Genomic DNA, 26,611 nt, shown 5'->3' with positions numbered 1-26,611 from the left:
GGGGCGTGACGGGCTCAGTCCTCCGGCGGTGTCCGGAGCGGGGTGACCGGCGTCGCCCGCACGATGGTGATCACCCGGTCGGTGAGCTGGAGCGGGCTGGCCGCGGGGTCGTCGTAGCCGAGCAGCCGGTGGCCGCGCAGCACGCTCACGACCAGGTCGCCGGTCTCGCGGACGCTCTTCCCGACCTCGCTCTTGGTCACCGGGCGCTCCACCAGGTCGAGGCCGGAGCCCTGCTGGATGAGGTCCTCCATCACCGTGCCGGCGCTGGGACTCAGCACGGACAGACCGAGCAGGCGCCCGGCGGCGCTGGCGCTGGTGATGACCGCGTCCGCACCGGACTGGCGCAGCAGCGGCGCGTTCTCCTCCTCGCGGACCGCGGCGACGATCTTCGCGCCCCGGTTGAGCTGCCGGGCCGTGAGGGTGACCAGGACGGCCGTGTCGTCGCGCTGGGTGGCGATCACGATCTGCCGGGCCCGCTGCACCTCGGCGCGGAACAGGACGTCACTGCGGGTCGCGTCGCCGATGACACCGACGAAGCCGTCCGCGTTCGCCGTCTCGATCACCTTGTTGGAGGGATCGACGATGACGATCTGCTCCTTGCTGAGACCGGTGGCGCAGAGCGTCTGGATCGCGGACCGCCCCTTGGTACCGAAGCCGACGATGACGGTGTGGTCGCGCAAGGTGGACCTCCAGCGATTCAGCCGGAACTCCTCGCGGGTCCGCTCCGTGAGGACCTCGAGGGTGGTACCGACCAGGATGATCAGAAACAGCACGCGCAGGGGCGTGACCAGCAGGATGTTGGCGAGCCGCGCCGTGTCGCTGTACGGGACGATGTCGCCGTATCCGGTGGTGGAGAGCGTGACGGTCGCGTAGTAGGCGCAGTCGAGGAAGTCGAGCGTCCCGTTGGCGTTGTCGTGATAACCCCCGCGGTCGACGTAGACGATCATGATCGTCACGGCGAGCACGCCGAGGGCCATCAGAAGTCGCTTGCCGACCTGGCGCAGGGGCCGCTCGACCTCACGGCGGGGCAGTTTGATCTGCGGGCCGGAGATCCGTTCCTCCGCGTGGCGGGCCATCGCGTCACGACTGGGAAGTTTCACGTGAAACACGCTCCTTGGGCCGGTACGGCCCCCTCTGCCGCCGGCCAGGAAAGGTCGAGGACATCCAACTCTTGGCCGGGGCGGGCGCCGCCGGGCGGGACGACGGCCAGTCCGTCGGCGGCGGCGATGCCGCGCAGCATGGCCGGTCCGTTGTAGCGCAGGGGCACGGCGTGCCCACCGCGGCGGACGACCGGGACCAGCCGGGTGTCGTACGGGTGGCCGGGCACCTCGTCCCGCAGGGGGACCCGCGGCGGCTCGTACGCGGCGGTCGCGGCCCCGGTCAGCGCGGCCAGCAGCGGCTCGGCCAGCGTCATCAGTCCGGAGACGGCCGCGAGCGGGTTCCCGGGAAGCCCGACGAGATGACGCACGCGGGGTGCCGTGGCGGTCCCGGTCGGCGGCGCGGCAGCGGGCTCGGTGGCTCCGGAAGGCGCGGCCGCGGACGGCGCGGGCTCGGTCGGGCCGGGCTTGGGCGGTTCCGGCAGGGGGTCGAGGCGGGCGAGGAGCATCGGGTGCCCCGGCCGGACCTTCACCCCGTCGACCAGGAGCGTCGCCCCGGCCTTCTCCAGGACTCCGTGGACATGGTCCACGGGCCCGGCGGCGGTCCCCCCGGTGGTGAGCACCAGATCGGCGGCGGAACCGGTGACGGCCGCGTACAGCTCCTCGGCCTCGTCGCCGATCCGGCGGACGGCCAGGACGTGAGCGCCGAGGCCCGCCAGCCACGGGCCCAGCATCGGGCCGAGGGCGTCACGGATGAGGCCGTCGTGGGGGAGGCCCGCCGCGAGCAGCTCGTCGCCGAGGACCAGGATCTCGACCCGGGGGCGGGGCGCCACGGGAAGCTCGTCGTAGCCGGCGGCCGCGGCGAGGCCGAGTACGGCGGGGGTCACGACGCTCCCGGCGGGCAGCAGCTCCTCGCCGGTGCGGCACTCCTGGCCCCGGGGCCGGATGTCCTGTCCCGGCACGACCCCGCGCAGTGCGTGCAGCAGCGCGCCCTCGGTGCGGGCGTGCTCGCTGCGGACCACGGCGGTGGTCCCGGCGGGTACGCGGGCGCCGGTGGCGATCCGTACCGCCTCGCCGTCGTGCGCGGTGGCCTCGGGCGCCCGCCCGGCGAGGACGGCGTCCTGCGCGCGTACGGTCCACGGCCCGGGACCCGCGACGGCCCAGCCGTCCATGGCGGAGGTGTCGAAGGGCGGCAGGTCGGTGAGGGCGAGCAGAGGTCCGGCCAGGACCTGGCCGAGTGCCTGCGCGAGCGGTACGCCGAGCGGCGCCCGGCCGGCCCGGGCGGCGGCCCCGGCGCGGACGGCCGCGGCACGTGCCTCGGGCCAGGTGGTGGCCCGGTGCGGCTGCCCGGACCGGGCGTCGCCGGTTCCGGGCGGTACCGGGAAGGGCTCCTGCAGGGTCATCCGGCCTCGTCCTGCTCGGCGGCCCAGCGCTGGGCCAGCGCGGCGGCCTTGCGGGCGGCCTCGGCGACCGCCTCGGGGCCGCCCCCGTCGGCCGCGCGAGCCGCCGCGTAGCCCACCAGGAAGGTGGTCAGGGGAGCGGCGGGTCGGGCCACGCCGTGAGCGGCGTCGCGGGCCAGGTCGAGCAGCACGCCGGTGTCGACGTCCAGCTCGATGCCCAGTTCGTCCTTGACTGCGGTGATCCATTCATCCAGCACGGTCCCATGCTCCCTGATGCGGGCCCGGGCCGTGGCGATGTCCTCCCAGGTGTCGCAGTCGAAGGAGGCGTGCGGCCCCGCGGCGACCCGGGTGAGGCGCAGGGCGCCGGTGAGCCGCCGCAGCGGGCCGTCGGCGAGGGTGCCGCGCTCCTCGGCGATCCGCGCCAACTCCCGGCGGAGCGGGGCCGCTCGGTAGGCGGCGACGAGCGGCTGGTCCCGTTCCCCGGCGTCGGTGAGGAGCGCGGCCTCGGCCTCGGGGTGGTCGGCGAGCGCGCCGAGCAACTGGTGGACGGTGTCGTCGTCGAGGAAGGGCAGGTCGGCGGAGAGCACGAGCAGCACACCGCCGTCGTCCCCAGCGGCCTGAGCCTCGCCGCCCTGAACGCCGCTCGTGCCGGGGGCATCGGTCCCGGCCTCGTTCGCCTCGGCCGCCGCGTCCCCGGCGCCTTCGCCCAGCGCGCGTACTCCCGCGTCCAGGGCGGCGAGCGGGCCTCCGCCGGACGGGTCCTCCCTGGTCCAGCGGACGGGGTGGACGGTCGGGCGGGGGTCGCCGACGACCACGGTCCGCTCCGCGCCGCGGCACGCGGCGAGGACCCGGTCGAGGAGCGGCCGGCCGCCGACCCGTACGCCGGGCTTGTCGGCGCCACCGAGGCGCCGGGCGGCGCCTCCGGCGAGCACGACGGCGTCATGGGGGGTGGTCACCCCAGCAGTATGGTCCGCCGCCGCGGCCCGCCGTCGGGCGCGTCTCCCTTGGTGAGACGGTCCACCCGGCGCAGCGGTCGGAGGACCGGCCCGAGGATCGTTCCAGGGCCCGCCCTCGGATGGCCGGCGGGACCCGGGCAGGTCCCGCCGGGGCGCCGTGTCAGAGCGTGCGGAGCAGGACCGCGGGCTGCTCGACGCAGTCCGCCACGTACCTCAGGAAGCCGCCCGCCGTGCCGCCGTCGCAGACGCGGTGGTCGAAGGTGAACGAGAGCTGCACCACCTGACGTACGGCCAGTTCGCCCTGGTGGACCCAGGGTTTGGGGATGATCCGGCCGACACCGAGCATCGCGGCCTCGGGGTGGTTGATGATCGGCGTGGAGCCGTCGACCCCGAACACCCCGTAGTTGTTCAGGGTGAAGGTGCCCCCGGTCAGATCGGCCGGGGTGAGTGCCGACTCCCGTGCGGCTTCGGTGAGCCGGGCGAACTCCGCCGTCAGCGACTCCGCCGTCCGGGTCCCTGCGTCCTTGACTACGGGCACGACCAGGCCCCGCGGGGTCTGGGCGGCGAAACCGAGGTGCACGGACGGCAGCCGGACGATCTCCCGCGCCGCGGTGTCCACGGTGGAGTTCAGCTCGGGGAACCGCGCCAGGGCGTGCACGCAGATCCGGGCGAGGAGCGCGAGGAGCGAGATCTTCGGCCCGCCCGCCGCGTTCATCGCCGTGCGTGCGGCCATCAGCTCCGTCGCGTCGGCGTCGACCCAGCAGGTCGCGTCCGGGATCTCCGTGCGGCTGCGCGCGAGTTTGTCCGCCACGGCGCCGCGGACCCCGCGCAGCGGGATCCGCTCCCCGGCCGGTGCCGGTCATCTCTCCGCTGGTGCGGAAGCTGGCCAGGGACCGCGGGCTCGATCTGCGCGAGGTGCGGGGGTCGGGACCCGAGGCCGGGATCTCCGTGCGGCTGCGCGCGAGTTTGTCCGCCACGGCGCCGCGGACCCCGCGCAGCGGGATCCGCTCCCCGGCCGGTGCCGGTCATCTCTCCGCTGGTGCGGAAGCTGGCCAGGGACCGCGGGCTCGATCTGCGCGAGGTGCGGGGGTCGGGACCCGAGGCCCCACGGCCGCCGTGCGGGCGGGGGCGGGTGCCGGAGCGGCGGCCGGACGGTCGAGGGCCGCGAGGGCCAGCTCGACGTCGGCCCGGAGGATCAGGCCCTCGGGTCCCGACCCCCGCACCTCGCGCAGATCGAGCCCGCGGTCCCTGGCCAGCTTCCGCACCAGCGGAGAGATGACCGGCACCGGCCCCTCGTGGCCGGTACCGACCCCGGCGTCCGGAGCCGGAGCGACCGGCACAGCAACGGGCGCGGGTGCCTGGGCGGCCGGGGCGGCGGCGGGCGCCTTCGCCACGGCGTGGCTCTCGTGGCGCACCCGGCGGCGCCGGGCGGCGGGCCCGGCCGTGCCGTACCCGACGAGCACGTTGCCCGAGTACTCCGACGACACGGCGGACTCGGCGGCACCCTCCCCCGCCGTGGGGGCGGCGCCGGGAGCGGCCTCGGCACGCTCCTCCGGCGCTCCCGTGCCGCCCACCGCGACCGTCAGCAGCGGCGCGCCGACGGGCAGCTCGGTGCCCTCCTCGCCGTACCGGGCGGTCACGACACCGCCGTACGGGCAGGGCACCTCGACCATGGCCTTGGCCGTCTCGACCTCGACGACGGGCTGGTCGATGGCGACGACGTCGCCGACGGCGACCAGCCAGCGGACGATCTCCGCCTCGGTGAGTCCCTCGCCGAGGTCGGGCAGCTTGAACTCGAGCACCTGCGCCATCAGCTTCCCGCCTCCCACTGCAGCCGCGCGACCGCGTCCAGGACCCGGTCCACGCCCGGCAGATGGTGCCGTTCCAGCATCGGCGGGGGGTACGGGATGTCGAAGCCCGCGACCCGCAGCACCGGTGCCTCCAGATGGTGGAAGCACCGCTCGGTCACGCGCGCGGCGATCTCCGCGCCGGGGCCGCCGAAGCCCGTCGACTCGTGGACGACGACCGCGCGGCCGGTGCGCCGCACCGAGGCGCAGACGGTCTCGTCGTCGAAGGGGACGAGCGAGCGGAGGTCGACGACCTCCAGGTCCCAGCCCTCGGCCTGCGCGGCCTCCGCCGCCTCCAGGCAGACGGGCACGGAGGGTCCGTAGGTGATCAGCGTGGCACCGGTGCCACGCCGTCGCACCACGGCCTTGCCGATCGGCTCCACGGCGGCGGGCGCATCGGGGGACCAGTCGGACTTCGCCCAGTAGAGCCGCTTGGGCTCCAGGAAGACCACCGGGTCGTCCGAGGCGATGGCCGCGCGCAGCAGCCCGTAGGCGTCCTCGACGGTGGCCGGGGTGACGACGTGGAGGCCCGGGGTGGCCGTGTAGTAGGCCTCGGAGGAGTCGCTGTGGTGCTCGACGCCGCCGATTCCGCCGCCGTACGGGACGCGGATGACGATCGGCATCGGCATCGCGCCGCGCGTGCGGTTCCGCATCTTCGCCACGTGGGAGATCAGCTGCTCGAACGCCGGGTAGGCGAACGCGTCGAACTGCATCTCGACGACCGGCCGCAGGCCGTACATCGCCATGCCGACGGCCGCGCCGAGGATTCCCGCCTCGGCCAGCGGGGTGTCGGTGCAGCGGTCCTCGCCGAACTCCTTGGCGAGCCCGTCGGTGACCCGGAAGACGCCGCCGAGGGTACCGACGTCCTCGCCCATCACGTGGACGGTGGGGTCCTCGGCCATCGCGTCGCGCATGGCGCGCTGGAGCGCCTGCGCCATCGTGGCGGGCTTGGCCTTCCCGGCTCCCCCGCCCTTTCCGGGGTTCCCGGCGGTCCTGTCCGCCGTGGATCCGGTCGTCGCCGTCGTCATCACGCCTCACCCTCGGCTTCGAGCTCGGCGCGCAGCTGCGCCGCCTGTTCCCGCAGCTGCGTGGTCTGCTCCGCGTACACGTGCGAGAAGAGGTCCATCGGGTTCAGCACCGGGTCGGCGTTCATCCGCTCGCGCAGCTCCGCGGCCATCGTCTCGGCAGCTTCGGCGGCCTCGCGCCGGCCGTCCTCGTCGAGCAGGCCGCGCTCGGTCAGCTCCCGTTCGAGGATCAGGATCGGGTCGTGCGCCCGCCAGGTCTCGACCTCGGCGGACGCGCGGTAGCGGGTGGCGTCGTCGGCGTTGGTGTGGGCGTCGATGCGGTACGTGACGGCCTCGACGAGCGTGGGGCCGCCGCCGCGCCGCGCGCGGGCCACGGCCTCGCTGAGCACCTGGTGGACGGCGATCGCGTCGTTCCCGTCGACGAGCCGGCCGGGCATCCCGTATCCGACGGCCTTGTGGGCCAGCGAGGGGGCTGCGGTCTGCTTGGCGAGGGGGACGGAGATCGCGAAGCCGTTGTTCTGCACGAGGAAGACCACGGGGGCCTGCCAGACGGCCGCGAAGTTGAGCGCCTCGTGGAAGTCGCCCTCGCTGGTGCCGCCGTCGCCGACCATCGCGAGCGCGACGACGTCGTCGCCCTTGAGCCGGGCGGCGTGGGCGAGGCCCACCGCGTGCGGGAGCTGGGTGGCGAGCGGGGTGGAGAGCGGCGCGATGCGGTGCTCGTGCGGGTCGTACCCGGTGTGCCAGTCGCCGCGGAGCAGGGTCAGCGCCTGCACGGGGTCGAGGCCGCGAGCCACCGCGGCCAGGGTGTCGCGGTACGAGGGAAAGAGCCAGTCCCGCTCCTCCAGGGCGAGGGCGGCGGCGACCTCGCACGCCTCCTGGCCGTGGGTGGAGGGGTACACGGCGAGCCGGCCCTGCTTGGTGAGGGCGGTGGCCTGCGTGTTGTACCGGCGGCCGCGGATCAGCTCCGTGTAGAGCCGGAGCAGCAGCGCGGGATCGGCGTCGGCCACGGCGTCCGTGCCGAGCACGCGCAGCGGCTCGGCGTCGGGCAGCAGCGGGGCGGGGTCGGTACGCGGCTGCCAGGCCGGCGGCGGGGTCGGCCGGTGGGCGGGAACGGCACCGGGCGGCTCTTGGACTGTCGAACTGCGCTGTTGCAACGAGTCCACCTCCTCGTGGGAGCGGGCATAAGACCCGAAGGCGGGTGGCGCGAGTGTGGCGCGCCTCACCTACCGATTGTTCGGTCGTGGAGGCATTTTGGCTACAGGCACCTCCAGCCTGTGGACAAACGGTTCTCCACAGCCTGGGATGAGTACAGGTCGTCCACCGGAGAGAGGCGGGGGCACGTGGCGGATGAACAAATGGCCGTCGACCGGAGCGCGGCTCCGGACGGCGACGGGGGCGACGAGCTCCGCGGGACCGGGAGCGAGGGCCCCGGCGAGGCGCTGAGCGCCCCGGTCGGCACCCCGACGGGGGCCGTTCCGGCACGCCCGCTGGACGCGATCGACCGGGACATCCTGCGGTTGCTGCAAACGGACGGCCGCGCCTCGGTCCGCTCCGTGGCCGAGCGGGTGCACGTCTCCCGGGCCAACGCGTACGCGCGCATCAACCGGCTCATCGACGACGGGGTGATCCGCGGCTTCAGCGCGCGGGTCAACCACGAGCGGGCGGGCCACGGCGCCTCCGCCTACATCACGCTCAAGATCGTCCAGAACTCCTGGCGCACGGTCCGGGAGCAGCTCGGCGCATTGCCGGGCGCCACGCACATCGCGCTGGTCAGCGGCGATTTCGACGTCCTGCTGCTGGTGCACACCCCGGACAACCGGACCCTGCGCGAGCTGGTGCTCACCCGCATCCAGGCGATCCCCGAGGTGCTGTCCACGCGCACGCTGCTGGTCTTCGAGGAGACCGACCTCAACACGGACCCGCACGCCTGAGCCCGCCTCCGTGGGCGTACGTCTCCGGCGCCGGGGAGCCCCGGAGCCGTACGCCGGGGGGCGTGCGCGCGGCGCACGTCCCAGCCGGCCTGGTCCTGGTTCCGCTCCCTCGCCAGGCCGTCCCTCAGCGGGCCGTCCTGAGCCCGTCGAACGCCAGGTGCGCGACGGTCTCGGCGAGCTGCTCGCGCTCCGCCATGGAATCCGGATGCGGCCGGTACCACTCCACGAGTGAGTTGATCATCCCGAAGAGCAGCCGGGTCGCGAGCCGGATGTCGACGTCGGCCCGCAGATCGCCCTCCTCGGCGGCCGCCTTCAGGAGGTCGGCCACCTTGTGGTCGAACTCGCGCCGCCGCTCCATGGCCCACCGCTCGGTGCCGGTGTTGCCCCGCACCCGCAGCAGCAGCGTCACGTACGGAAGCTCCGCGATCAGCACCTCGACGGTGCGGCGCGTGACGTACTCGACTCGCTCGACGGCCCGGCCGCGCCCGGCGTCCGGCTCGTCGAGGATCGCGAAGAGCCCGTCGAGGGCCCGGCTGACGGCCCGCCGCAGCAGCTCCTCCTTGCCGGACACGTGGTGGTAGATCGACGACTTGGAGATCCCCGCCGCCTTGGAGAGGTGCTCCATGGACGTGCCGTCGTAGCCGCGCTCGTTGAAGACCCGCACGGCCACCGAGAGCAGCGTCTCGGGGGTGTACGTGTCGCGCTTGACGGTGGTCATCGGGAGTCCTCCGCATCGGCGTCGGCGCAGCGGCGGGCGATGGCCTGGCTCGGCCCGTACCTGCCCGTCGGGTAGCGCTCGTGCAGGCCCCGCAGCAGGTCGCAGACCCGCCGGTGCCCCAGCTGCTCCGCCCACTCCAGCGGTCCGGCGGGGTAGTTCACCCCGAGCCGCATCGCCGTGTCCACGTCCTCGGCCGTGGCGACGCCCCGGTCGACCGCGTCGGCCGCGAGGTCGGCCAGCATCGCGACCGTACGGGCCACGATCATGCCGGGGACGTCGCCGATCACGGAGACCTGCTTGCCGAGCGCCTGGAAGAGCCCGACGGCCTCGGCGAGGGTCTCGGGCGCGGTGCGCCGGCCGGTGGAGAGCACCATCCGCCCCGCGCGCGCGTAGTCGAGGGCGAGGTCGAAGTAGACGATCTCCTCGGGGAAGAACTCGAAGGAGCTGTCGCCGTCGGCGAGCATCAGCCGGCCGCCGCCCGGCAGCACGATGTGGCCGTCGCCCCGCTTGCGGCGGACGGCGATCCCGGCCTCCTCGAAGAGCCCGAGGAGCGGTTCGGCCGGGCCGAGGTCGCCCTGGACCACGATCCGCTGCGGCGCCTCCGCCGGCGGTGCCGTGTGCGGCTGGGGCCGCTCCGCGCCGTCCGCGTACGAGAACCAGCCGTGGCCCGTCTTGCGGCCGAGGCGTCCCGACTCGACCAGCCGTCGCTGCGCGAGCGAGGGGGTGAACTTGGGGTCCTGGTGGAAGGACTCCCAGACGGAGCGGGTGACGGCCTCGTTCACGTCCTGGCCGATGAGGTCGGTGAGCTCGAAGGGGCCCATCCGGAAGCCGCCGCACTCGCGCAGGGCCGCGTCGATGGTGGCCGGGTCGGCGGCGCCCTCCTCGAAGACCCGCAGCGCCTCCGCGTAGAAGGGCCGGGCGACCCGGTTCACGATGAATCCGGGGGTGTCCGCGCACCGCACCGGGGTCTTGCCCCAGCCCCTCACCGTCTCGTACGCGCGCGTGGTGACGTCCGGGTCGGTGGCGAAGCCGCTGACGACCTCGACGAGGGGGAGCAGCGGCGCCGGGTTGAAGAAGTGCAGTCCGACGAACCGGCCGGGCAGCCGCAGACCTCCGGCGATGGCGGTGACGGAGAGCGAGGAGGTGTTGGTGGCGAGGACGGTGTCGTCGCCGACGACCTTCTCCAGGTCGGCGAAGAGCTCCTGCTTGACGGGGAGCAGCTCGACGATCGCCTCGACGACGAGGGCCGCGTCCGCGAGGTCCGCGAGGTCCCGGGCGGCCTGCAGGCGTCCGATCGCCGCCTCGCGCGCGGGGGCGTCGAGCCGGCCCTTCTCGACGAGCCGGTCGAGGCGCGCGGTGAGGGCGGCCACGGCCTCCTCGGCGCGGCCGGGGGCGCTGTCGTAGAGGCGCACGGGGTGGCCGGCGACCAGGGCGACCTGGGCGATGCCCTGGCCCATGGTGCCGGTGCCGACGACGGCGACGGTGCGGTCCCGTCCGATGGGCTCTCGGGCCGGCCCGGGCCGGGTCTCCGTCGCGGTCCCGGTCGTTTCCACGGCGGCGGCAGGCTCACTGGCGGTCACGTCGTCGCTCCCCCTGACGGTCACGTTGGCGCTCATAGGAGTGATCCTCCCCGATGGGTTCTCCACAGGATCGACAGGCCCCCTTGTCCCGACCGATCGTTCGGTTACTCTAACTCCGTACGTGTCTCCCTGCCCAGCTCGACGAGGAGTTGGTCCACCCATGGCCACCGCTCTGCCGACCACCGACCGTCTGGCCGAGAAGCACCGGTCCACGCTCGACCAGGCGCTCGACACCATCCGGACCCGCGCCTACTGGTCGCCGCACCCCGAGCACCCGAAGGCGTACGGGGAGGACGGCTCGCTCGACGCGGCGGCCGGCCTCGCCGCCCACCAGGCCGTGCTGAACACCCGGTTCGAGCTCGACCAGCCCGGCACGGACGGCTGGACCGGTGGCGAGACCTCGCCGTACGGCCCGGAGCTCGGCATCGAGTACCCGCACGCCGACATCGACGTCCTGCTCCCCGCGATGCGCGCGGGCACGGCTGCCTGGCGCGACGCCGGGGCCGAGACCCGCGCCCTGGTCTGCCTGGAGATCCTCGCCCGGATCTCCGCCCGCACCCACGAGTTCGCCCACGCCGTCATGCACACCAGCGGCCAGGCGTTCATGATGGCGTTCCAGGCCGGCGGCCCGCACGCCCAGGACCGCGGCCTCGAAGCCGTGGCCTACGCGTACGCGGAGCAGACCCGCACCCCCGCCGGACGGGCCGACTGGTCCAAGCCGCAGGGCAAGCGCGCCCCCCTGGAGCTGAGCAAGGAGTTCACCCCGGTCGGCCGCGGCATCGCCCTGGTCATCGGCTGCAACACCTTCCCCACGTGGAACGGCTACCCGGGCCTGTTCGCCTCCCTCGCCACGGGCAACCCGGTCCTGGTCAAGCCGCACCCGCGCGCGGTGCTCCCGCTCGCGCTGACCGTGCGGGTCGCCCGCGAGGTGCTCGCCGAGTCCGGCTTCGACCCGAACCTGGTCGCGCTCGCCGTCGAGCGGCCCGGGGAGGGCATCGCCAAGGCCCTGGCCGTGCGCCCGGAGATCCGGATCATCGACTACACCGGCTCGACCGCCTTCGGCGACTGGCTGGAGGCCAACGCCCGCCAGGCCCAGGTCTACACCGAGAAGGCCGGCGTCAACACGGTGGTGGTCGACTCGACCGACGACTACCGGGGGATGCTCGCCAACCTGGCCTTCTCCCTGTCGCTGTACAGCGGCCAGATGTGCACCACCCCGCAGAACCTGCTCATCCCCCGCGAGGGCATCACCACCGACCAGGGCCCCAAGTCGTACGACGAGGTCGTCGCCGACCTCGCCTCGGCGGTCGACGGTCTGCTCGGCGACGACGCGCGGGCGAACGGCCTGCTGGGCGCTCTGGTCAACCCGGACGTGAAGGCGCGCCTGGAGGCGGCCGCCGGGCTCGGCGAGGTGGCGCTCGCCTCCCGCGAGGTCGTGAACCCGGACTTCCCGGACGCGGTGGTCCGGACGCCGGTGGTCGTGAAGCTGGACGGCTCCAAGCCGGACGCCGAGGCCGCGTACCTCTCGGAGTGCTTCGGGCCGGTCTCCTTCGCCGTCTCGGTGGACTCCACCGCCGACGCCCTGGAGCTCCTGCGGCGCACGGTCCGTGAGAAGGGCGCGATGACGGTCGGGGCCTACACGACCTCGCCGGACGTCGAGCGCGCGGTGGAGGAGGTCTGCCTGGAGGAGTCGGCCCAGCTCTCGCTGAACCTCACGGGCGGGGTGTACGTGAACCAGACGGCCGCGTTCTCCGACTTCCACGGATCCGGCGGCAACCCGTCGGCGAACGCCGCGCTGTGCGACGGCGCCTTCGTCTCCAACCGCTTCCGGGTGGTGGAGGTCCGCCGCCAGGCCTGAGGCACGCCCGCGTGGAGGCTCCCGGAGAGCCTCCACGCGGCGCTCGTCCGCGGCTCCCCCGGGGCCGCTCAGACACCCCTTACGGCGTCTCGATCTCCGCGTAGCGCTGGATCCAGGCGTGCATGGCGACGGCCGCGGCCGCGCCCGCGTTGATCGAGCGCGTCGAGCCGAACTGGGCGATCGAGCAGACCATCTCCACATGGGCGCGGGCCTCCTCGGTGAGCCCGGGGCCCTCCTGCCCGAAGAGCAGCACGCACCGGCGGGGCAGCACGGTCCGCTCCAGCGGTACGGCCCCGGGCAGGTTGTCGATCCCGATGACGGGGATGCCCTCGGCCGCCGCCCACGAGGTCAGCGACTCGGTGTCGGGGTGGTGCCGGACGTGCTGGTAGCGGTCGGTGACCATGGCGCCGCGCCGGTTCCAGCGCCGCCGGCCCACGATGTGGACCTCCTTCGCCAGGAAGGCGTTGGCCGTGCGCACCACCGAACCGATGTTGAAGTCGTGGCCCCAGTTCTCCACGGCCACGTGGAAGTCGTGCCGCCGGGTGTCGAGGTCGGCGACGACCGCCTCCCGCGTCCAGTACCGGTAGCGGTCGACGACGTTGCGCCGGTCACCGCCGGCGAGCAGTTCGGGGTCGTACCGCTCGCCCTCGGGCCACGGCTCGGGGTGCGGTCCGACGCCGATCTCGGTGCCGAAGCCCTCGTCGTACTGGACCGGCTCGGACGCCTCGGGCGCTGCCGTCTCTTCGGTGGTGCTCACCCGACGAGGGTACGGGGACCGCTCGTCTCACCCCTACGGCGCTGCTCGGGCAGCGCCCCCTCGGGCGTCCGCCGCCGCAGCCGGCCGCCGGCCCGCGCGGCCCGGGCTCCGAGCGCCACCAGGAACGCCGTCGGCAGGAACACGGCGTCCGCGGAGATCATCGCCAGGGAGAAGACCGGCAGTCCGAGCAGCACCGCGATTCCCGCGTGCTCCAGCATCATCACGACGAGCAGGACGTTCTTGACCTTGCGGTGGAAGAGCGTGAACGGGAACGCGACCTGCACGATCACCGTGCCGTAGGTCAGCAGCAGCACCATGACCCCACTGCTCCCGAGCAGCTCGGAGAGGGCGGGCCAGGGCGTGAAGTAGTCGAGGTGGAGCGGGTAGAAGAGCGCGGTGCCGTCCTGCCAGCGCGAACCCTGGATCTTGTACCAGCCCGCCGTGGCGTAGATCAGACAGACCTCCGCCATGATCACGACGAGGGCGGCGTTGTGCGCGAGGTTCGCGAGGGCGTCGAGCAGGGTGCGCGGCTCCCCGGGCGCGTACCGGCGAACGAGCCACCACAGGCCGTTCCCCAGCCACAGGACCCACAGCAGCACCGGGAGCCACCACTCGCCGGTGACCTCGCTGAACCAGGTGGTGGCGAGGAGGAAGCCGCCGAGCACCGTCCACAGCAGGGGGCCGACGCGGTCGTCGGGCAGCGGCTCGCCGGCGCCGGCCGCGCGGGCCTCCCGGGCGGCCCGCCGGGCGTCCAGCGACCACACCCGGGAGCAGCGGGTCAGGACGAGGTAGATCGCGGCCAGGTGGAGGACGTTGTCACCGCCGTCGCCCACGAAGACGGACCGGTTCTGCAGCGACAGCACCCCGACCATGAAGACCACGGAGACGGCGCGGGTGCGCCAGCCGAGGAGCAGGAGCACGGCCGAGAGCGCGGCGAGCCCGTAGACGCACTCGAACCAGAGCCGGCCGTCCGACCACATGAGCACGGTGAAGGACCGGTTGTCGGCGATCAGCCGCCGGGCCATCTCCCAGGACCAGGGGCCGTCGGGGCCGTACAGCTCGTGCCGGAACGGCAGCTCGCGCAGCAGGAAGACCAGCCAGGTCAGCGAGAAGCCGATCCGTACGATCGCGGTCTGGTACGGGCCGAGGGCGTGGGCCGTGACGTTCTGGACGGCGCGGGCGAACCGACGGTCGACGGGCTCGCGGACCGGTCCACGGGCGGGCGTGCCGCCGGGGGCGGGCGGGCGGTAGCCGCACGGAGGCGGGCGGAAGCCGCACGGAGGCGGGCGGAAGCCGTACGGAGGCGGGCGGTAGACGCACGGAGGCGCACGGAGGCGGGCGGAAGCCGTACGGAGGCGGGCGGTAGACGCGCCGGGGACAGGTGCGGGCCCTGGAGTACTCATCGGCCCGCCTCCGTGCGGCTTCCGCCCGCCTCCGTACGGCTACCGCCCGCCTCCGTGCGTCTACCGCCCGCCTCCGTACGGCTTCCGCCCGCCTCCGTGCGGCTTCCGCCCGCCTCCGTGCGGCTACCGCCCGCCTCCGTACGGCTACCGCCGGCCGCCGCGTGGCTCCGGTCGGCCCCGGTGGGCCGGTCGGCGTCGGTGACGCGCCACCACGGGAAGTCGCGGTAGGAGGGGGCGGTGTCGGTCTTCTCGGTGCTCCACCGTGGGGCGGGGACGGCCCGGGTGACGGTGCGCAGCTGGATCCGCCGGACGTCGCCCGGCCGGTCGGCGAGGCGGAGCATGGCGATCCGGCGCATGTACTCCTCCGAGAGCCGGCCGCGCATCCCGTGGGGGGCGTGGTCCTCGGTGTGCGAGTTGAGGTAGAAGTCCACGGCCCGGCGGAGCTCGTTCTGCTGGGCGTGGCTGGGCAGCGGGTTGTGCCGGATCGCCGCGGTGTCCTCGGCGGTCAGGTCGATCCAGCCGGTCGTGCGGCGGCCGCCGGCCGCGTCGGCGAGCTCGGCGCGCACCTCCACGGAGACGTTCTGCTGGAGCGGGTTGGGGGCGAAAAGCTTCCAGTTCTGTTCGAACTCGGGATAGATCCAGTCGTCGACCGCCTGGCCGTGCCGCTTGGTGAGCGTGTTGGACGGCGCGACGTGCAGGAACACCATCGCCAGATGGACGGCGGCGAAGACGCCGACGACGGCCAGGGCGACGGCGAGAACCACCTGGTAGGGCATCGACAGGGCCATGATCCCGCCGCCCTCGCGCGGGGCTGCGGGGTCCTTCTCGACGTGTGCGTCCATCCCGCCCCGATCCCGATCGGCCCACCCCGGTTATCCACAGGGTTGACACCATACGGGCCGTCGACTCACCATTGAAGTCATTCAACCGAACGATCGGTCGGTAGGGAGTCCGATGACCGCAGTGACGGCAGGGACGGCAGGGACCACAGGTGCGCCCGGTGGGTCGGACGCGGCCGCGGCGGTGGAGCAGGCCGCCCACGAGGCCGTGTTCGACGCGGCGGTGGCCGCCGACGAGCGGATCGAGCCCCGCGACTGGATGCCCGAGGCCTACCGCGCCTCGCTCGTCCGCCAGATCGCGCAGCACGCCCACTCCGAGATCATCGGCATGCAGCCGGAGGCGAACTGGATCACCCGCGCGCCCTCGCTGCGACGCAAGGCCATCCTCATGGCCAAGGTCCAGGACGAGGCCGGACACGGCCTGTACCTGTACAGCGCCGCGGAGACCCTCGGCACCAGCCGCGACGAGCTGCTCGACAAGCTCCACTCGGGCCGCCAGAAGTACTCCTCGATCTTCAACTACCCCACGCTGACCTGGGCCGACGTCGGCGCCATCGGCTGGCTGGTGGACGGCGCCGCGATCACCAACCAGGTCCCGCTCTGCCGCTGCTCCTACGGCCCCTACGCCCGCGCGATGGTCAGGGTCTGCAAGGAGGAGTCCTTCCACCAGCGCCAGGGGTACGAGGCGCTGCTCGCCCTCTCCCGCGGCACCGAGGCCCAGCACGCCATGGCGCAGGACGCGGTGGACCGCTGGTGGTGGCCCTCGCTGATGATGTTCGGCCCGCCGGACGACGAGTCGACCCACACCGCGCAGGCGATGGAGTGGAAGATCAAGCGCCACACCAACGACGAGCTGCGCCAGCGCTTCGTCGACATCGCCGTGCCCCAGGCCGAGGCCCTCGGTCTGACCCTCCCCGACCCGGACCTCCGGTGGAACGAGGAGCGCGGGCACTACGACTTCGGCGCCATCGACTGGACCGAGTTCTGGGACGTCCTCAAGGGGAACGGCCCCTGCAACGAGCAGCGGCTGAGCCGCCGGCGCCAGGCCCACGAGGACGGCGCCTGGGTCCGGGAGGCCGCGGCGGCCCACGCGGAGAAGCACCGCGCCCGGAACCACGACGCGGACCGGCACCGCACCCAGCAGCACCAGCACACCGGCGAGCACGCGGAGGCACAGGCATGACGAGCGACGGTTGGCCGCTGTGGGAGGTGTTCGTGCGCTCCCGCCGCGGACTGTCCCACACCCACGCGGGCAGTCTCCACGCCCCCGACGCGGAGATGGCCCTGCGCAACGCCCGCGACCTGTACACCCGCAGGAGCGAGGGCGTGTCGATCTGGGTCGTCCCCTCCGCCGACATCACCGCCTCCTCGCCCGACGAGAAGGACCCCTTCTTCGAGCCGGCCGCGGACAAGCCCTACCGCCACCCGACGTTCTACGAGATCCCGGAGGGGGTGAAGCACCTGTGAGCACCCCCGACCTCCGTGAGGTCCCCGTGACCACCGGCGCCGCCCTCTCCCTCGGCGACGACGCCCTCGTCCTCTCCCACCGCCTGGGGGAGTGGGCCGGCTCCGCCCCCGTCCTGGAGGAGGAGGTCGCCCTGGCCAACATCGCCCTCGACCTCCTCGGCCAGGCCCGCGTCCTGCTCTCCCTGGCCGGCGACGAGGACGAACTGGCGTACCTCCGCGAGGAGCGCTCCTTCCGGAACGTCCAACTGGTCGAGCAGCCGAACGGCGACTTCGCCCACACCATCGCCCGGCAGCTCTACTTCTCCACCTACCAGCACCTCCTGTACGGGCAGCTGGCCGCCGGCGACGGCCCCTTCGCCGGCCTCGCCGGCAAGGCCGTCAAGGAGGTCGCCTACCACCGGGACCACGCCGAGCAGTGGACCCTGCGCCTCGGCGACGGCACCGACGAGAGCCACCGCAGGATGCAGCAGGCCTGCGACGCCCTCTGGCGCTACACGGGCGAGCTGTTCCAGCCCGTCGACGGCGTCGACGTGGACCACACGGCCATGGAGAGCGCCTGGCTGACCTCGGTCACCGACATCCTCGGCCGCGCCACCCTCACCGTCCCCGAGGGACCGCGCACCGGCGCCTGGGCCGCGGGCGCCGGCCGGCAGGGACTCCACACCGAGTCCTTCGGACGGATGATCGCCGAGATGCAGCACCTGCACCGCAGCCACCCGGGGGCGACATGGTGACCATGACCGCCCTGGAGGAGGAACTGAGCCGGATCGCCGGCGCCGTCCTCGACCCCGAGCTGCCCGTCCTCACCCTGGCGGAACTCGGCGTCCTGCGCGGTGTCCACGTCACCGGCCCCGGCCGGGTAGAGGTCTCCCTCACCCCGACGTACACGGGCTGCCCCGCCGTCGAGACCATGTCCTCCGACATCGAGCGCGCTCTGCACGAGCACGGAGTACCGGAGGTCTCCGTCGTCACGGTCCTCGCCCCCGCCTGGTCCACCGACGACATCAGCGAGGAAGGGCGCCGCAAGCTCGCCGAGTTCGGCGTCGCGCCCCCGCGGCCCCAGGGCCCGGCCGACGGCCCGGTCGCGCTGACCCTGGCCATCCGCTGCCCGAACTGCGGCTCCACCGACACCGAACTCCTCAGCCGCTTCTCCTCCACCGCGTGCAAGGCCCTGCGCCGCTGCGCCTCCTGCCGCGAACCGTTCGACCACTTCAAGGAGCTGTAGATGGAGTCCTCAGGCGTGGGCGCCCGGGTCGGCGGACGGGCCGGGTTCCATCCCCTCAGGGTGAGCGAGGTCGAGCGGCTCACGGACGACTCCGTGGCGGTCGCCTTCGCCGTCCCGCCCGAGCTCCACGACACCTTCCGCCACCTCCCCGGCCAGCACCTCGCCCTCCGCCGTACCGGGGAGCACGGGGAGGAGATCCGGCGCACCTACTCGATCTGCGCGCCCGCCACCCCGGCCGGCGAACCGCCCGTCCTGCGCGTCGGCATCCGACTCGTCGACGGCGGCGCCTTCTCGACGTACGCCCTCAAGGAACTCGCCGTCGGCGACCTCGTCGAGGTCATGGAGCCCGCGGGCCGCTTCTCGCTCACCCCCCGTCCCGGTCACTTCGCGGCCGTCGTCGGCGGCAGCGGCATCACCCCGGTCCTGTCGATCGCGGCCACCCTGCTCGCCCGCGAACCCGAGGCCCGGTTCTGCCTGATCCGGAGCGACCGCACCGCCGCGTCCACGATGTTCCTCGACGAGGTCGCCGACCTGAAGGACCGCTACCCCGACCGCTTCCAGCTGGTCACCGTCCTCTCCCGCGAGGAGCAGCAGGCGGGCCTCCCGTCCGGCCGCCTCGACCGCGAGCGCCTCACCGCGCTCCTCCCCTCGCTGCTGCCCGTCGGGACCGTCGACGGCTGGTTCCTCTGCGGCCCCTTCGGACTCGTCCAGGGCGCCGAGCGGGCCCTGCGCGGTCTCGGCGTCGACCGCGGCCGGATCCACCAGGAGATCTTCCACGTCGACGACGGCTCCGCGCCCTCCCCGGTCGCCCCCGCCGACACCCCCGCGCACGCCACGCTCACCGCGACGCTGCACGGCCGTTCCGGCACCTGGCCGGTGGACCGCGGCGAGACCCTCCTCGACACGGTCCTCCGCTCCCGCGCGGACGCGCCATACGCCTGCAAGGGCGGAGTGTGCGGCACCTGCCGTGCCTTCCTCGTCGGCGGAGAGGTGCGGATGGACCGCAACTTCGCACTGGAACCGGAGGAGACGGACGCCGGCTACGTCCTGGCCTGCCAGTCCCACCCGGTCACCCCCGACGTGGAGCTCGACTTCGACCGCTGACGCGCGAGGCCGGCGCCCCGCCAGGACCAACCGCGGCGCCGGCATTCCCTTCCACTAGAACCTGTTCTATCTTGGCGAACCGTCAGGACCAGCAGGGGCACAACGGGAGGGCAGGGCAGTGGACTTCACCTTCACCGAAGAGCAGCAGGCGGCCGTCGAGGCCGCCAAGGCGGTCTTCTCGGACGTCGCACCGGACGCCGTACCGAGCCCCGCCCTCACCGCCGGCGCCGTGTCCGAGGACCTCGACCGGCCGCTCTGGGCCCGCCTCGCCGCCGCCGACCTCCTCGGCCTCACCCTGTCCCCGGAGTACGGAGGCGGCGGCCTCGACCCCGTCGCCCTCTGCCTCGTCCTGCGCGAATCGGCCCGCGTCCTGGCCCGCGTCCCCCTCCTGGAGACCAGCGCCGTCGCCCACACCATCGACCGGTACGCACCCCCCGAGACGGCCGCCGCGCTGCTCCCCCGGGTGAGCCGCGGCGAACTCGTCCTCACGGCCGCCGCCCAGGGACGCACCGGCCATGATCCGGCCGAACGCGCCGTCACCGCCCGCCGCGACGGCCCCACCTGGATCCTCGACGGACTGCAGACCGCCGTCCCCTGGGCGTACGGCGCCGACCTCATCGCCGTGCCGGCGCACACCGACGACGGCGCCACCGTCCTCGCCCTGCTGCCCCGAGCCCACGACGGCCTGACCCTCACCGCCCAGTACTCCACCAGCGGCGAACTCCTCGCGGAACTACGGCTCGACGCCGTCCGCCTCGACGCCACCGACGTCATCGACACCGAAGGGGCCTGGGCACGGCTCCGCGGACTCCTCACCACCGGCACCTGCGCGCTCGCCCTGGGCCTCGGCGAGGCCGTCCTCACCATGACGAGCCAATACACCGGAAAGCGCGAGCAGTTCGGCCACCCCGTGGCCACCTTCCAGGCCGTCGCCGTCCAGGCCGCCGACCGCTACATCGACCTGCGTGCCATGGAGGTCACCCTCTGGCAGGCGGCCTGGCGCCTCTCCAACGGAGCCGCCGCGGCACTCCCCGCCGAAGGGGACATCGCCGTCGCCAAGATCTGGGCCTCCGAGGGGGTACGACGGGTGGTGCAGACGGCCCAGCACCTGCACGGCGGCTTCGGCGCCGACACCGACTACCCGCTGCACCGCTTCCACGCCTGGGCCAAGCACCTGGAGCTGTCGCTCGGCTCCGCCGCGTCCCACGAGGACGCCCTGGGCGACCTGCTGGCCGCCCATCCCCTCGACTGAGACCCCCGGAGGAGCGGCCCGGGGCCGGGAGAACGTCAGAGAACGAAGGCCGGGCTTCCGGTCCCCGCCACCATCGGGCGCCCGGCACCGTCCCAGGCGAGCATGCCGCCCTCGACGTTCACCGCGTCGAAGCCCTGCTGCACCAGGTACTGCGTGACCTGCGCCGACCGGCCGCCCACCCGGCACATCACATAGGCGCGGCCGCGCTCGGCGACCGCCTCGGTCACTTCACCGAAGCGGGCCACGAAGTCGCTCATCGGCACGTGCAGCGCGCCCTCGACGTGCCCGGCCGCCCACTCGTCGTCCTCCCTGACGTCCAGCACCAGGGCATCGGCCGGCACGGAAGCCGCGTCCACCGAGGGCAGAGGGGAGAAATTCATGGGACCGGCCTTCTCTCGATCAGTGGCGCCCGAAGGGTGTCGAACGCACGGAAGAACCTACTGCACCAGCCCGGCCAGCTCGCTCTCCCGCTCGGAGACCTGCGCGAGCAGCTGCTCCGCGATCTCCTCCAGGAGGCGGTCGGGGTCCTCCGGCGCCATCCGCAGCATCGCGCCGATGGCGCTCTCCTCCAGTTCCCGCGCCAGCGTCGACAGCATGTCCTTGCGCTGCGCGAGCCACTCCAGGCGCGCGTACAGCTCCTCGCTCTCGCTGAGCCGCTCCTCGGCCGGCACCGGGCCGGCCTCCCACTCGGCGGACAGCTCACGCAGGACGGCCTCGTCGCCGCGGGCGTAGGCCGCGTTCACCCGGGTGATGAACTCCTCGCGCCGCTTCCGCTCGTCCTCCTCGCGGGCCAGGTCGGGGTGCGCCTTGCGGGCCAGCTCCCGGTAGAGCCTGCGGACCTCCTCGCTGGGCCGGACCCGCTTCGGCGGCCGCACGGGACGGTCGGTGAGCATGGCCTCGGCCTCGGGGGAGAAGCCGTCGGAGTCGATCCAGTCATGGAACAGCTCGTCCACGCCGGGCATCGGCATGACCGCGGCCCGCGCCTCCTGCGCCCGCCGCAGATCCTCGGGGTCACCGGTGCGCGCGGCCCGCGCTTCGGCGATCCGGGCGTCGAGCTCGTCGAGACGCGCGTACATCGGGCCGAGCTTCTGGTGGTGGAGCCGCGAGAAGTTGTCCACCTCGACGCGGAAGGTCTCGACGGCGATCTCGAACTCGATCAGCGCCTGCTCGGCCACCCGCACGGCCCGTTCGAGCCGTGCCTCGGGCCGCTCCTCGCCGGCCGGGGACGGCTCGTCCCGCGGCCGCTCGCTCTCGGGGCCCTCGTTCGCACCCTGGTGCACGCTCACGTCTACGCCCGCCCACGTCCTCGTTCCGGCTCGTCCCACCCAGCCTAGGTCCTTCCGAGTCCCGGTCGGTCACACGCCCGGTTCGGCGGCTATGCGGCCGGCCCGGACCGCGGTGAGCAGGTCGGCGTGGTCGGCCGTGGTGCGGTCCGCGTAGGAGACGGCGAAGGCGGCGACAGCCTCGTCGAACTCCTCGTTCTTCCCGCAGTACCCGGCTATCAGCCGGGGATCGGCGCTGTGCGCGTGGGCGCGGGCGAGCAGGGCCCCGGTCATCCGGCCGTAGTCGTCGACCTCGTCCACGGTGAGGGCGGCCGGATCGACGCTGCCCTTGCGGTTGCGGAACTGGCGCACCTGGAAGGGGCGCCCCTCCACCGTGGTCCAGCCGAGCAGGATGTCGCTGACGACCTGCATCCGCTTCTGCCCGCACACCACCCGCCTGCCCTCATGGACGGGCTCCGCGACGGTGAATCCGGCGGTCGGCAGATGGGGCAGCAGTGCGGATGCCCGTGCCTCCTTCACCTGGAGGACGAGCGCCTCGCCGCGGTGGTCGAGCAGCAGGACGACATAGGAGCGGGTGCCGACGCTGCCGGTGCCGACGACCCGGAAGGCCACGTCGTGGACGGCATACCGCGCGAGGAGCGGCAGCCGGTCCTCGGACACGGTCTCCAGGTAGGGCCCGAGGGCGGCGGCGACCGCGGCGGCCTCGGCGTCCGGGACCCGGCGCAGGACCGGGGGAGCGTCCACGAAGCGGCGGCCGCCGCCCTCGGGGTCGGTCACGGCTTCGGTGGAGCGGGCGGCGAACCGGGCGCCGGTGTTGTTGCGGGCCTTCGCGGAGACCCGCTCCAGGGTGCCGAGGAGATCGCGGGCGTCGGTGTGGGAGACGAGCTCCTCGTCGGCGATGGCGTTCCACGCGTCGAAGGCGGGGAGCCGGGCGAGGAGCCTCATGGTGCGCCGGTAGGCGCCGACCGTGTCGAAGGCGGCGGCCCGGCACAGGTCCTCGCTCGCGCCCGCCTCCCGGCCGACGAGGACGAGGGAGGTGGCGAGCCGCTTGAGGTCCCATTCCCAGGGACCGACGACGGTCTCGTCGAAGTCGTTGAGGTCCATGACGAGACGGCCGCGCGCGTCCCCGTAGAGACCGAAGTTGGCCGCGTGGGCGTCACCGCAGAGCTGGGCGGCGATCCCGGTGACGGGGGTGCCCGCGAGATCCTGCGCCATGAGCCCGGCGGCTCCGCGCAGGAAGGTGAAGGGGCTCGCCGACATCCTGCCGACCCGTATCGGCGCGAGCTCGGGGACGCGGTCCCGGTTCGACTCCTCGACGGCGCGGACGGCGTCGGGACGGTCGGCGGCGAGGGCCGGCTGTGCGTGGGCGGACCGCGGGACCCGCTCGCGAAGTGCCTTGCCGCGCCGCTTCGGAGAGGCGGCGGAGTCGGCGGTCCGGCCGGCCACGGCGGCGCGGCGGGCGAAGCCCGGTACGTGGGGCACGCGCATGCCGCCCGCGTCCGCCCCGTCCTGCGGTGCTCCGTCCGTGCCGCGCTGTTCCGGCACGGCGACCTGGTTGTCGCCCATGGCCTGCACTCCCCCGATGTGAACGTCCAACATCATCCGGCTCTGACGGTACCGCCGCACCCGAGCGGTCGTCTCCCCCTGTGGACAAGGACCTGTGGACAACTCCGCGAGCAGTCCGCAAGCCGTCCTCAGGCCATCCTCCCGCTCATTCCAGGACCGCGCCGGGCAGCCTCCGGGACGGCTCCCGCGCCCGGCGAGCAGCCTGTCCGGCCGGCCCCCCGCGCCGGCCGGACAGGCCACCCTCCGAGCACGGCGCCGTCCGCCCCTCCCGGAGCCGCGCCGCCGGCCTCCTACAGGCCCGCGTCCCGGGCGAGGAGGGCCGCCTGGACCCGGTTCTCGCAGTCCAGCTTGGCGAGGATCCGGCTCACATACGTCTTCACCGTGGCCTCGCTCATGTGCAGCCGCTTCCCCGCGTCGGCGTTGGAGAGCCCTTCGCCGAGCAGCGCCAGCACATCGCGCTCCTTCTCGCTCAGCCCCGCGACCCGCCCCCGCGCCTCCTCGGCGCGGGCCGCCTCCCGGCCCGTGGCGAGCCGCTCCACGACGTGCCGCGTCGCCGCCGGCGACAGGTACGCGTCGCCCACCGCGGCCGCCCGCACCGCCCGGATCAGCTCCGCGGGTGCCGTGTCCTTCAACAGGAACCCGGCGCCCCCGTGCTCCAGGGTCCGCAGCACGTTGTCCCGCTCGCCGAAGGTGGTGAGCACGATCACCCGGGCCGTCGGAGCCGCCCGGCGCAGCTCCGGGAGCGCCGAGAGTCCGTCGAGGACCGGCATCTGGATGTCGAGAAGCACCACGTCGGCGGCGTGGGCCCGGGTCGCCTCGACCGCCTCCCGGCCGTTGGCGGCCTCGGCGACGACCTGGATCTCCGGGTCGGAGGTGAGGATCATCCGGATCCCGGCCCTGATCAGCGGCTCGTCGTCGGCGATCACGACCCTGATGGGCTGCCCTGCCACAGCTACTCCCCACGGCTCCGGTACGGGCGGGTCGGCGCTAGCGCGCCTCGACCTCGTACGACTTCTTCTCGATCAGCTTGCCGTCCTTGAAGCAGAACCGGAAAACGGGCTCCTTCTCGAAGGAGTCGCTCACCTCCGAGGACATCAGGACGAGGCAGTCGGCGCCCTCCGGCTGCGCGGGTCCCTTGCCGCTGAGGCCGGCCGTGGCGATCGTGTCCCCGGACGGGAGTTGGCCGCGCACCTCCTTTTCCGGCGCTCCGACCTTCACCGCGTCGTACTGCGCGGGCTCGATCATGCCCTCCTTCAACGAGCCCATCAGGAAGTAGATGCCGAAGCTGGCCGCCACCACCAGCAGGACGAGTGCGGCGAACGCGATCCCGCAGCCCAGCGCGATCGAACCGCCCGTGCTTCTGCCTCGTCCCCCATGCACCGCCATGGCCAACTCCCGCTCCGTGAACGTCCAGTCGGCCGGTCCGACCTGGACCGGACGACCATCGCCCACGAGCGGTTTCGTGGTCTGCTGCCGGAAGTCGTCGGCGGCATCGACCAAAGGTGCTGCCTCGGCGAGGGGGGCCGCCCCGTACGGCAGCATCCCGGCCACCCGGAATCCGCCGCCGTCGGCGGGACCGGCGTGGCACATGCCGCCCACCAGCCGGGCCCGCTCGGCGAGCCCGGTGAGCCCCTGCCCGCCGCTCACGACGTCCTCCGCGGGCTTCTCCGTGGGCTGCTCGTTGAGGACCTCGACGACGAAGGTGTCCGGCTCGTACCGCAGGTCGACGCCGATCGGCGCTCCCGGCGCGTACTTGTAGGCGTTGGTGAGGGCCTCCTGGACGATCCGGTACGCGGCGTGGTCGGCGGCCGGGGCGAGCGACCGCTCCTCCCCCGAACGTCTCAGCCCGACGGAGGTACCCGCAGTCCGCGCCGCCTCGACGAGCCCCTCGATGCCCGCGATCCCCCGGGCCGCGCGGCCCGTCTCGTCCCCGGTGCCCCCGGGGGCCGCCGTGCCGTGGGGCGCCTCGATGCCGTCGCGGAGGATGCCGACGACCTCCCGCAGCTCGTGCATCGCGGTCACCGACGCGTTCCGCAGGACGCCGACGACCTCGCGCTGACGCTCGCTCAGCTCCCGGTCCACCTCCAGTGCCCCGGTGTGGACGGCGATCAGGGCCAGTTGGTGCCCGAGGCTGTCGTGCATGTCCTGGGCGATCCGCTGCCGCTCGCGGAGCCGGGCCTGCCCGACCACCATGGTCCGCTCCCGCAGCAGCTGGGCGTTGCGCTCCTGGAGCGCGTGCAGCAGGGTCCGCCGCTGGGTCCAGTAACGGTGGGCGAGACCGGGGGCCAGGGTGGTGCCCAGGTAGTAGAGGGTCGCCGTGAGGGCGATGGTGAGCAGTCGGCTCCCCTCCCAGGGCCCGATGAGGCTCGCCCCGACGTTGACGACGAAGGCGAGGATGAACGCGGCGAGCGCGCGCCCCGCTCCCGCGATGTAGCGGCCGGAGGACCAGCCGACGACGAGCAGCAGGGGTCCGAAGCCCGGCACGAGGGGTGCGAGGCCCGCGGTGAGGACGAGCACGCTGGCGGGAAGTCTGCGGCGCACCAGGGACAGCAGGGCCGATCCGGCGGCGACGGCGGCCAGCACCCACCCTTCGCCGCCCAGGAGGTCCTCGGTCCCGGCGCCGAGCAGCGCGAGGACACCGGCGAGCGCGAGCTCCCCGGTGGTTCTGCGGCCCGACCACTGTCCCGGCACCGCGAACCAGGCCCACCACGCGGCGAGCCTGTCCCCGATCCCGTGCGAACCACGGGCCCCCGACTTCGACATAACGTCCACGCTCGCACCGTAGGCGGCGGCCGGGTCCCGGGTCGTCCCTCTTTCGTCGCACCCTCGGACGACAAAAGTCTCGGCTTCGGACCGGCCGCGCCCGAACCGTCCCTGCTCCGACCGGCGGTGTGACGTTGGTCATGGCGTGTGGCAAGGGGCGGGCGAGGACTTGTGTAGAGTGGGGATCACCGACGCGGGGTGGAGCAGCTCGGTAGCTCGCTGGGCTCATAACCCAGAGGTCGCAGGTTCAAATCCTGTCCCCGCTACGAGAAGGAAGGGGCCCGGCTGATGCCGGGCCCCTTCCGCGTTCTCCCGCTCGCCCTCGCCTCGGCCCCGTCACCGGGGCCCCAGGAAGGGCGGGCTCCCCACAGCAACAGCAACAACAGCAGGGGACAAACGAAAACGGTCGGCATCGTGATCACGATGCCGACCGTTCCTCGGTTTCCCGAGCTTGTGCGCGAGGGGGGAGATCACGATGCCGACCGTTCCTCGGTTTCCCGAGCTTGTGCGCGAGGGGGGAGTTGAACCCCCACGCCCTTT

Annotated in this window: 23 protein-coding genes, 1 tRNA gene and 4 pseudogenes; 11 read left to right on the top strand and 17 right to left on the bottom strand. The window is 73.6% G+C overall.

Going from position 1 to position 26,611, the window contains the following annotated elements; genetic code table 11:
- Nucleotides 1–14 precede the first annotated feature (14 nt).
- From EAO70_RS14720 to EAO70_RS40375, 4 genes and pseudogenes are all read right to left on the bottom strand, one after another.
- Nucleotides 15–1,100, bottom strand: a complete 1,086-nt coding sequence (locus EAO70_RS14720; protein ID WP_148003395.1) for a potassium channel family protein — start codon at nucleotides 1,098–1,100, stop codon at nucleotides 15–17.
- On the bottom strand, nucleotides 1,097–2,500 hold the full coding sequence (locus tag EAO70_RS14715) for a molybdopterin molybdotransferase MoeA (protein WP_148003394.1): 1,404 nt from the start codon (nucleotides 2,498–2,500) through the stop codon (nucleotides 1,097–1,099). Before EAO70_RS14715 ends, EAO70_RS14720 begins: the two co-directional genes overlap by 4 nt.
- Nucleotides 2,497–3,453, bottom strand: coding sequence for a DUF6457 domain-containing protein (locus EAO70_RS14710; protein WP_148003393.1), 957 nt, complete (start codon nucleotides 3,451–3,453; stop codon nucleotides 2,497–2,499). Before EAO70_RS14710 ends, EAO70_RS14715 begins: the two co-directional genes overlap by 4 nt.
- Nucleotides 3,454–3,613: 160 nt before the next feature.
- Nucleotides 3,614–4,309: pseudogene (locus tag EAO70_RS40375) on the bottom strand (dihydrolipoamide acetyltransferase family protein); the annotation flags it as partial.
- On the opposite strand from EAO70_RS40375, the pseudogene EAO70_RS40370 reads away from it, so the two are divergent.
- Together EAO70_RS40370 and EAO70_RS40365 are read left to right on the top strand one after the other, a co-directional pair.
- Nucleotides 4,306–4,353, top strand: a pseudogene (locus EAO70_RS40370) (hypothetical protein); the annotation flags it as partial. The pseudogenes EAO70_RS40375 and EAO70_RS40370 overlap by 4 nt on opposite strands.
- A gap of 118 nt (nucleotides 4,354–4,471) precedes the next feature.
- Nucleotides 4,472–4,519, top strand: a pseudogene (locus EAO70_RS40365) (hypothetical protein); the annotation flags it as partial.
- Nucleotides 4,520–4,573: 54 nt separating this feature from the next.
- Here EAO70_RS40365 and EAO70_RS40360 read toward each other — a convergent pair.
- The 3 genes and pseudogenes from EAO70_RS40360 to pdhA form a co-directional block, all read right to left on the bottom strand.
- Nucleotides 4,574–5,264: pseudogene (locus EAO70_RS40360) on the bottom strand (biotin/lipoyl-containing protein); the annotation flags it as partial.
- Nucleotides 5,264–6,328, bottom strand: a complete 1,065-nt coding sequence (locus EAO70_RS14690; RefSeq protein WP_148003392.1) for an alpha-ketoacid dehydrogenase subunit beta — start codon at nucleotides 6,326–6,328, stop codon at nucleotides 5,264–5,266. The gene EAO70_RS14690 and the pseudogene EAO70_RS40360, both read right to left, overlap by 1 nt.
- Nucleotides 6,328–7,488: a pyruvate dehydrogenase (acetyl-transferring) E1 component subunit alpha gene (pdhA, locus tag EAO70_RS14685; protein WP_148003391.1), complete on the bottom strand. Its 1,161-nt coding sequence runs from the start codon at nucleotides 7,486–7,488 to the stop codon at nucleotides 6,328–6,330. Before pdhA ends, EAO70_RS14690 begins: the two co-directional genes overlap by 1 nt.
- Before the next feature lie 192 nt (nucleotides 7,489–7,680).
- Between pdhA and EAO70_RS14680 the strand changes: the two genes are divergently transcribed.
- A complete protein-coding gene (locus EAO70_RS14680) occupies nucleotides 7,681–8,256 on the top strand; it encodes an Lrp/AsnC family transcriptional regulator (RefSeq protein ID WP_410091279.1) in 576 nt (191 codons plus the stop codon).
- A 124-nt stretch (nucleotides 8,257–8,380) separates the two neighbouring features.
- Here the strand turns inward: EAO70_RS14680 and EAO70_RS14675 are convergent, their stop codons facing one another.
- Together EAO70_RS14675 and EAO70_RS14670 are read right to left on the bottom strand one after the other, a co-directional pair.
- Nucleotides 8,381–8,974, bottom strand: a complete 594-nt coding sequence (locus tag EAO70_RS14675) for a TetR/AcrR family transcriptional regulator (protein WP_148003389.1) — start codon at nucleotides 8,972–8,974, stop codon at nucleotides 8,381–8,383.
- A complete protein-coding gene (locus EAO70_RS14670) occupies nucleotides 8,971–10,590 on the bottom strand; it encodes a 3-hydroxyacyl-CoA dehydrogenase (RefSeq protein WP_148003388.1) in 1,620 nt (539 codons plus the stop codon). The genes EAO70_RS14675 and EAO70_RS14670 overlap by 4 nt, the downstream gene beginning before the upstream one ends.
- A gap of 124 nt (nucleotides 10,591–10,714) precedes the next feature.
- Here EAO70_RS14670 and paaN point away from each other — a divergent pair, with 124 nt between their 5' ends.
- Nucleotides 10,715–12,412 carry a phenylacetic acid degradation protein PaaN gene (gene paaN, locus EAO70_RS14665; RefSeq protein WP_148003387.1) on the top strand — a complete coding sequence of 566 codons (1,698 nt, stop codon included), beginning with the start codon at nucleotides 10,715–10,717 and terminating at the stop codon, nucleotides 12,410–12,412.
- A gap of 79 nt (nucleotides 12,413–12,491) precedes the next feature.
- Here paaN and EAO70_RS14660 read toward each other — a convergent pair whose 3' ends face one another.
- Genes EAO70_RS14660 through EAO70_RS14650 form a run of 3 tightly spaced genes read right to left on the bottom strand, consistent with a single transcriptional unit; the run spans nucleotide 12,492 to nucleotide 15,414 of the window.
- A complete protein-coding gene (locus tag EAO70_RS14660) occupies nucleotides 12,492–13,169 on the bottom strand; it encodes a TrmH family RNA methyltransferase (RefSeq protein WP_148003386.1) in 678 nt (225 codons plus the stop codon).
- Complete coding sequence (locus tag EAO70_RS14655; protein ID WP_261992856.1) at nucleotides 13,166–14,572, bottom strand: HTTM domain-containing protein; 1,407 nt, start codon at nucleotides 14,570–14,572, stop codon at nucleotides 13,166–13,168. The genes EAO70_RS14660 and EAO70_RS14655 overlap by 4 nt, the downstream gene beginning before the upstream one ends.
- Complete coding sequence (locus EAO70_RS14650; RefSeq protein WP_222723467.1) at nucleotides 14,569–15,414, bottom strand: DUF5819 family protein; 846 nt, start codon at nucleotides 15,412–15,414, stop codon at nucleotides 14,569–14,571. The genes EAO70_RS14655 and EAO70_RS14650 overlap by 4 nt, the downstream gene beginning before the upstream one ends.
- Nucleotides 15,415–15,526: 112 nt before the next feature.
- On the opposite strand from EAO70_RS14650, the gene paaA reads away from it, so the two are divergent.
- The 6 genes from paaA to EAO70_RS14620 all read left to right on the top strand — a co-directional run bounded on the left by paaA (nucleotide 15,527) and on the right by EAO70_RS14620 (nucleotide 20,459).
- Entirely contained in the window at nucleotides 15,527–16,594 is a 1,068-nt protein-coding gene (paaA, locus tag EAO70_RS14645; protein ID WP_261992855.1) for a 1,2-phenylacetyl-CoA epoxidase subunit PaaA, read from the top strand.
- Nucleotides 16,591–16,878, top strand: coding sequence for a 1,2-phenylacetyl-CoA epoxidase subunit PaaB (gene paaB, locus EAO70_RS14640; protein ID WP_148003385.1), 288 nt, complete (start codon nucleotides 16,591–16,593; stop codon nucleotides 16,876–16,878). The genes paaA and paaB overlap by 4 nt, the downstream gene beginning before the upstream one ends.
- Nucleotides 16,875–17,612, top strand: a complete 738-nt coding sequence (paaC, locus tag EAO70_RS14635; RefSeq protein WP_148003384.1) for a 1,2-phenylacetyl-CoA epoxidase subunit PaaC — start codon at nucleotides 16,875–16,877, stop codon at nucleotides 17,610–17,612. The genes paaB and paaC overlap by 4 nt, the downstream gene beginning before the upstream one ends.
- On the top strand, nucleotides 17,606–18,103 hold the full coding sequence (paaD, locus tag EAO70_RS14630; protein ID WP_148003383.1) for a 1,2-phenylacetyl-CoA epoxidase subunit PaaD: 498 nt from the start codon (nucleotides 17,606–17,608) through the stop codon (nucleotides 18,101–18,103). The genes paaC and paaD overlap by 7 nt, the downstream gene beginning before the upstream one ends.
- The gene (locus EAO70_RS14625) at nucleotides 18,104–19,207 is read left to right on the top strand and encodes a 2Fe-2S iron-sulfur cluster-binding protein (RefSeq protein ID WP_148003382.1); all 1,104 of its coding nucleotides are present in this window, start codon (nucleotides 18,104–18,106) and stop codon (nucleotides 19,205–19,207) included.
- A gap of 118 nt (nucleotides 19,208–19,325) precedes the next feature.
- Nucleotides 19,326–20,459 carry an acyl-CoA dehydrogenase family protein gene (locus tag EAO70_RS14620; protein ID WP_148003381.1) on the top strand — a complete coding sequence of 378 codons (1,134 nt, stop codon included), beginning with the start codon at nucleotides 19,326–19,328 and terminating at the stop codon, nucleotides 20,457–20,459.
- Between the two features lie 35 nt (nucleotides 20,460–20,494).
- Here the strand turns inward: EAO70_RS14620 and EAO70_RS14615 are convergent, their stop codons facing one another.
- From EAO70_RS14615 to EAO70_RS14595, 5 genes are all read right to left on the bottom strand, one after another.
- A complete protein-coding gene (locus tag EAO70_RS14615; protein WP_030321294.1) occupies nucleotides 20,495–20,839 on the bottom strand; it encodes a rhodanese-like domain-containing protein in 345 nt (114 codons plus the stop codon).
- A 57-nt stretch (nucleotides 20,840–20,896) separates the two neighbouring features.
- Entirely contained in the window at nucleotides 20,897–21,739 is an 843-nt protein-coding gene (locus EAO70_RS14610; RefSeq protein ID WP_402117691.1) for a hypothetical protein, read from the bottom strand.
- A gap of 75 nt (nucleotides 21,740–21,814) precedes the next feature.
- Entirely contained in the window at nucleotides 21,815–23,308 is a 1,494-nt protein-coding gene (locus tag EAO70_RS14605) for a DUF2252 domain-containing protein (protein ID WP_148003486.1), read from the bottom strand.
- 290 nt (nucleotides 23,309–23,598) lie between these two features.
- Nucleotides 23,599–24,258 carry a response regulator gene (locus EAO70_RS14600; RefSeq protein ID WP_148003380.1) on the bottom strand — a complete coding sequence of 220 codons (660 nt, stop codon included), beginning with the start codon at nucleotides 24,256–24,258 and terminating at the stop codon, nucleotides 23,599–23,601.
- 37 nt (nucleotides 24,259–24,295) lie between these two features.
- Entirely contained in the window at nucleotides 24,296–26,071 is a 1,776-nt protein-coding gene (locus EAO70_RS14595) for a sensor histidine kinase (RefSeq protein ID WP_148003485.1), read from the bottom strand.
- A 192-nt stretch (nucleotides 26,072–26,263) separates the two neighbouring features.
- Between EAO70_RS14595 and EAO70_RS14590 the strand changes: the two genes are divergently transcribed.
- Nucleotides 26,264–26,337: transfer RNA gene (locus EAO70_RS14590), tRNA-Met, on the top strand.
- Nucleotides 26,338–26,611 lie beyond the last annotated feature (274 nt).

This window comes from Streptomyces sp. adm13(2018) (assembly GCF_008042145.1).
Taxonomy (GTDB): Bacteria; Actinomycetota; Actinomycetes; order Streptomycetales; family Streptomycetaceae; genus Streptomyces.
This window is presented reverse-complemented; position numbering and strand designations above follow the sequence as displayed.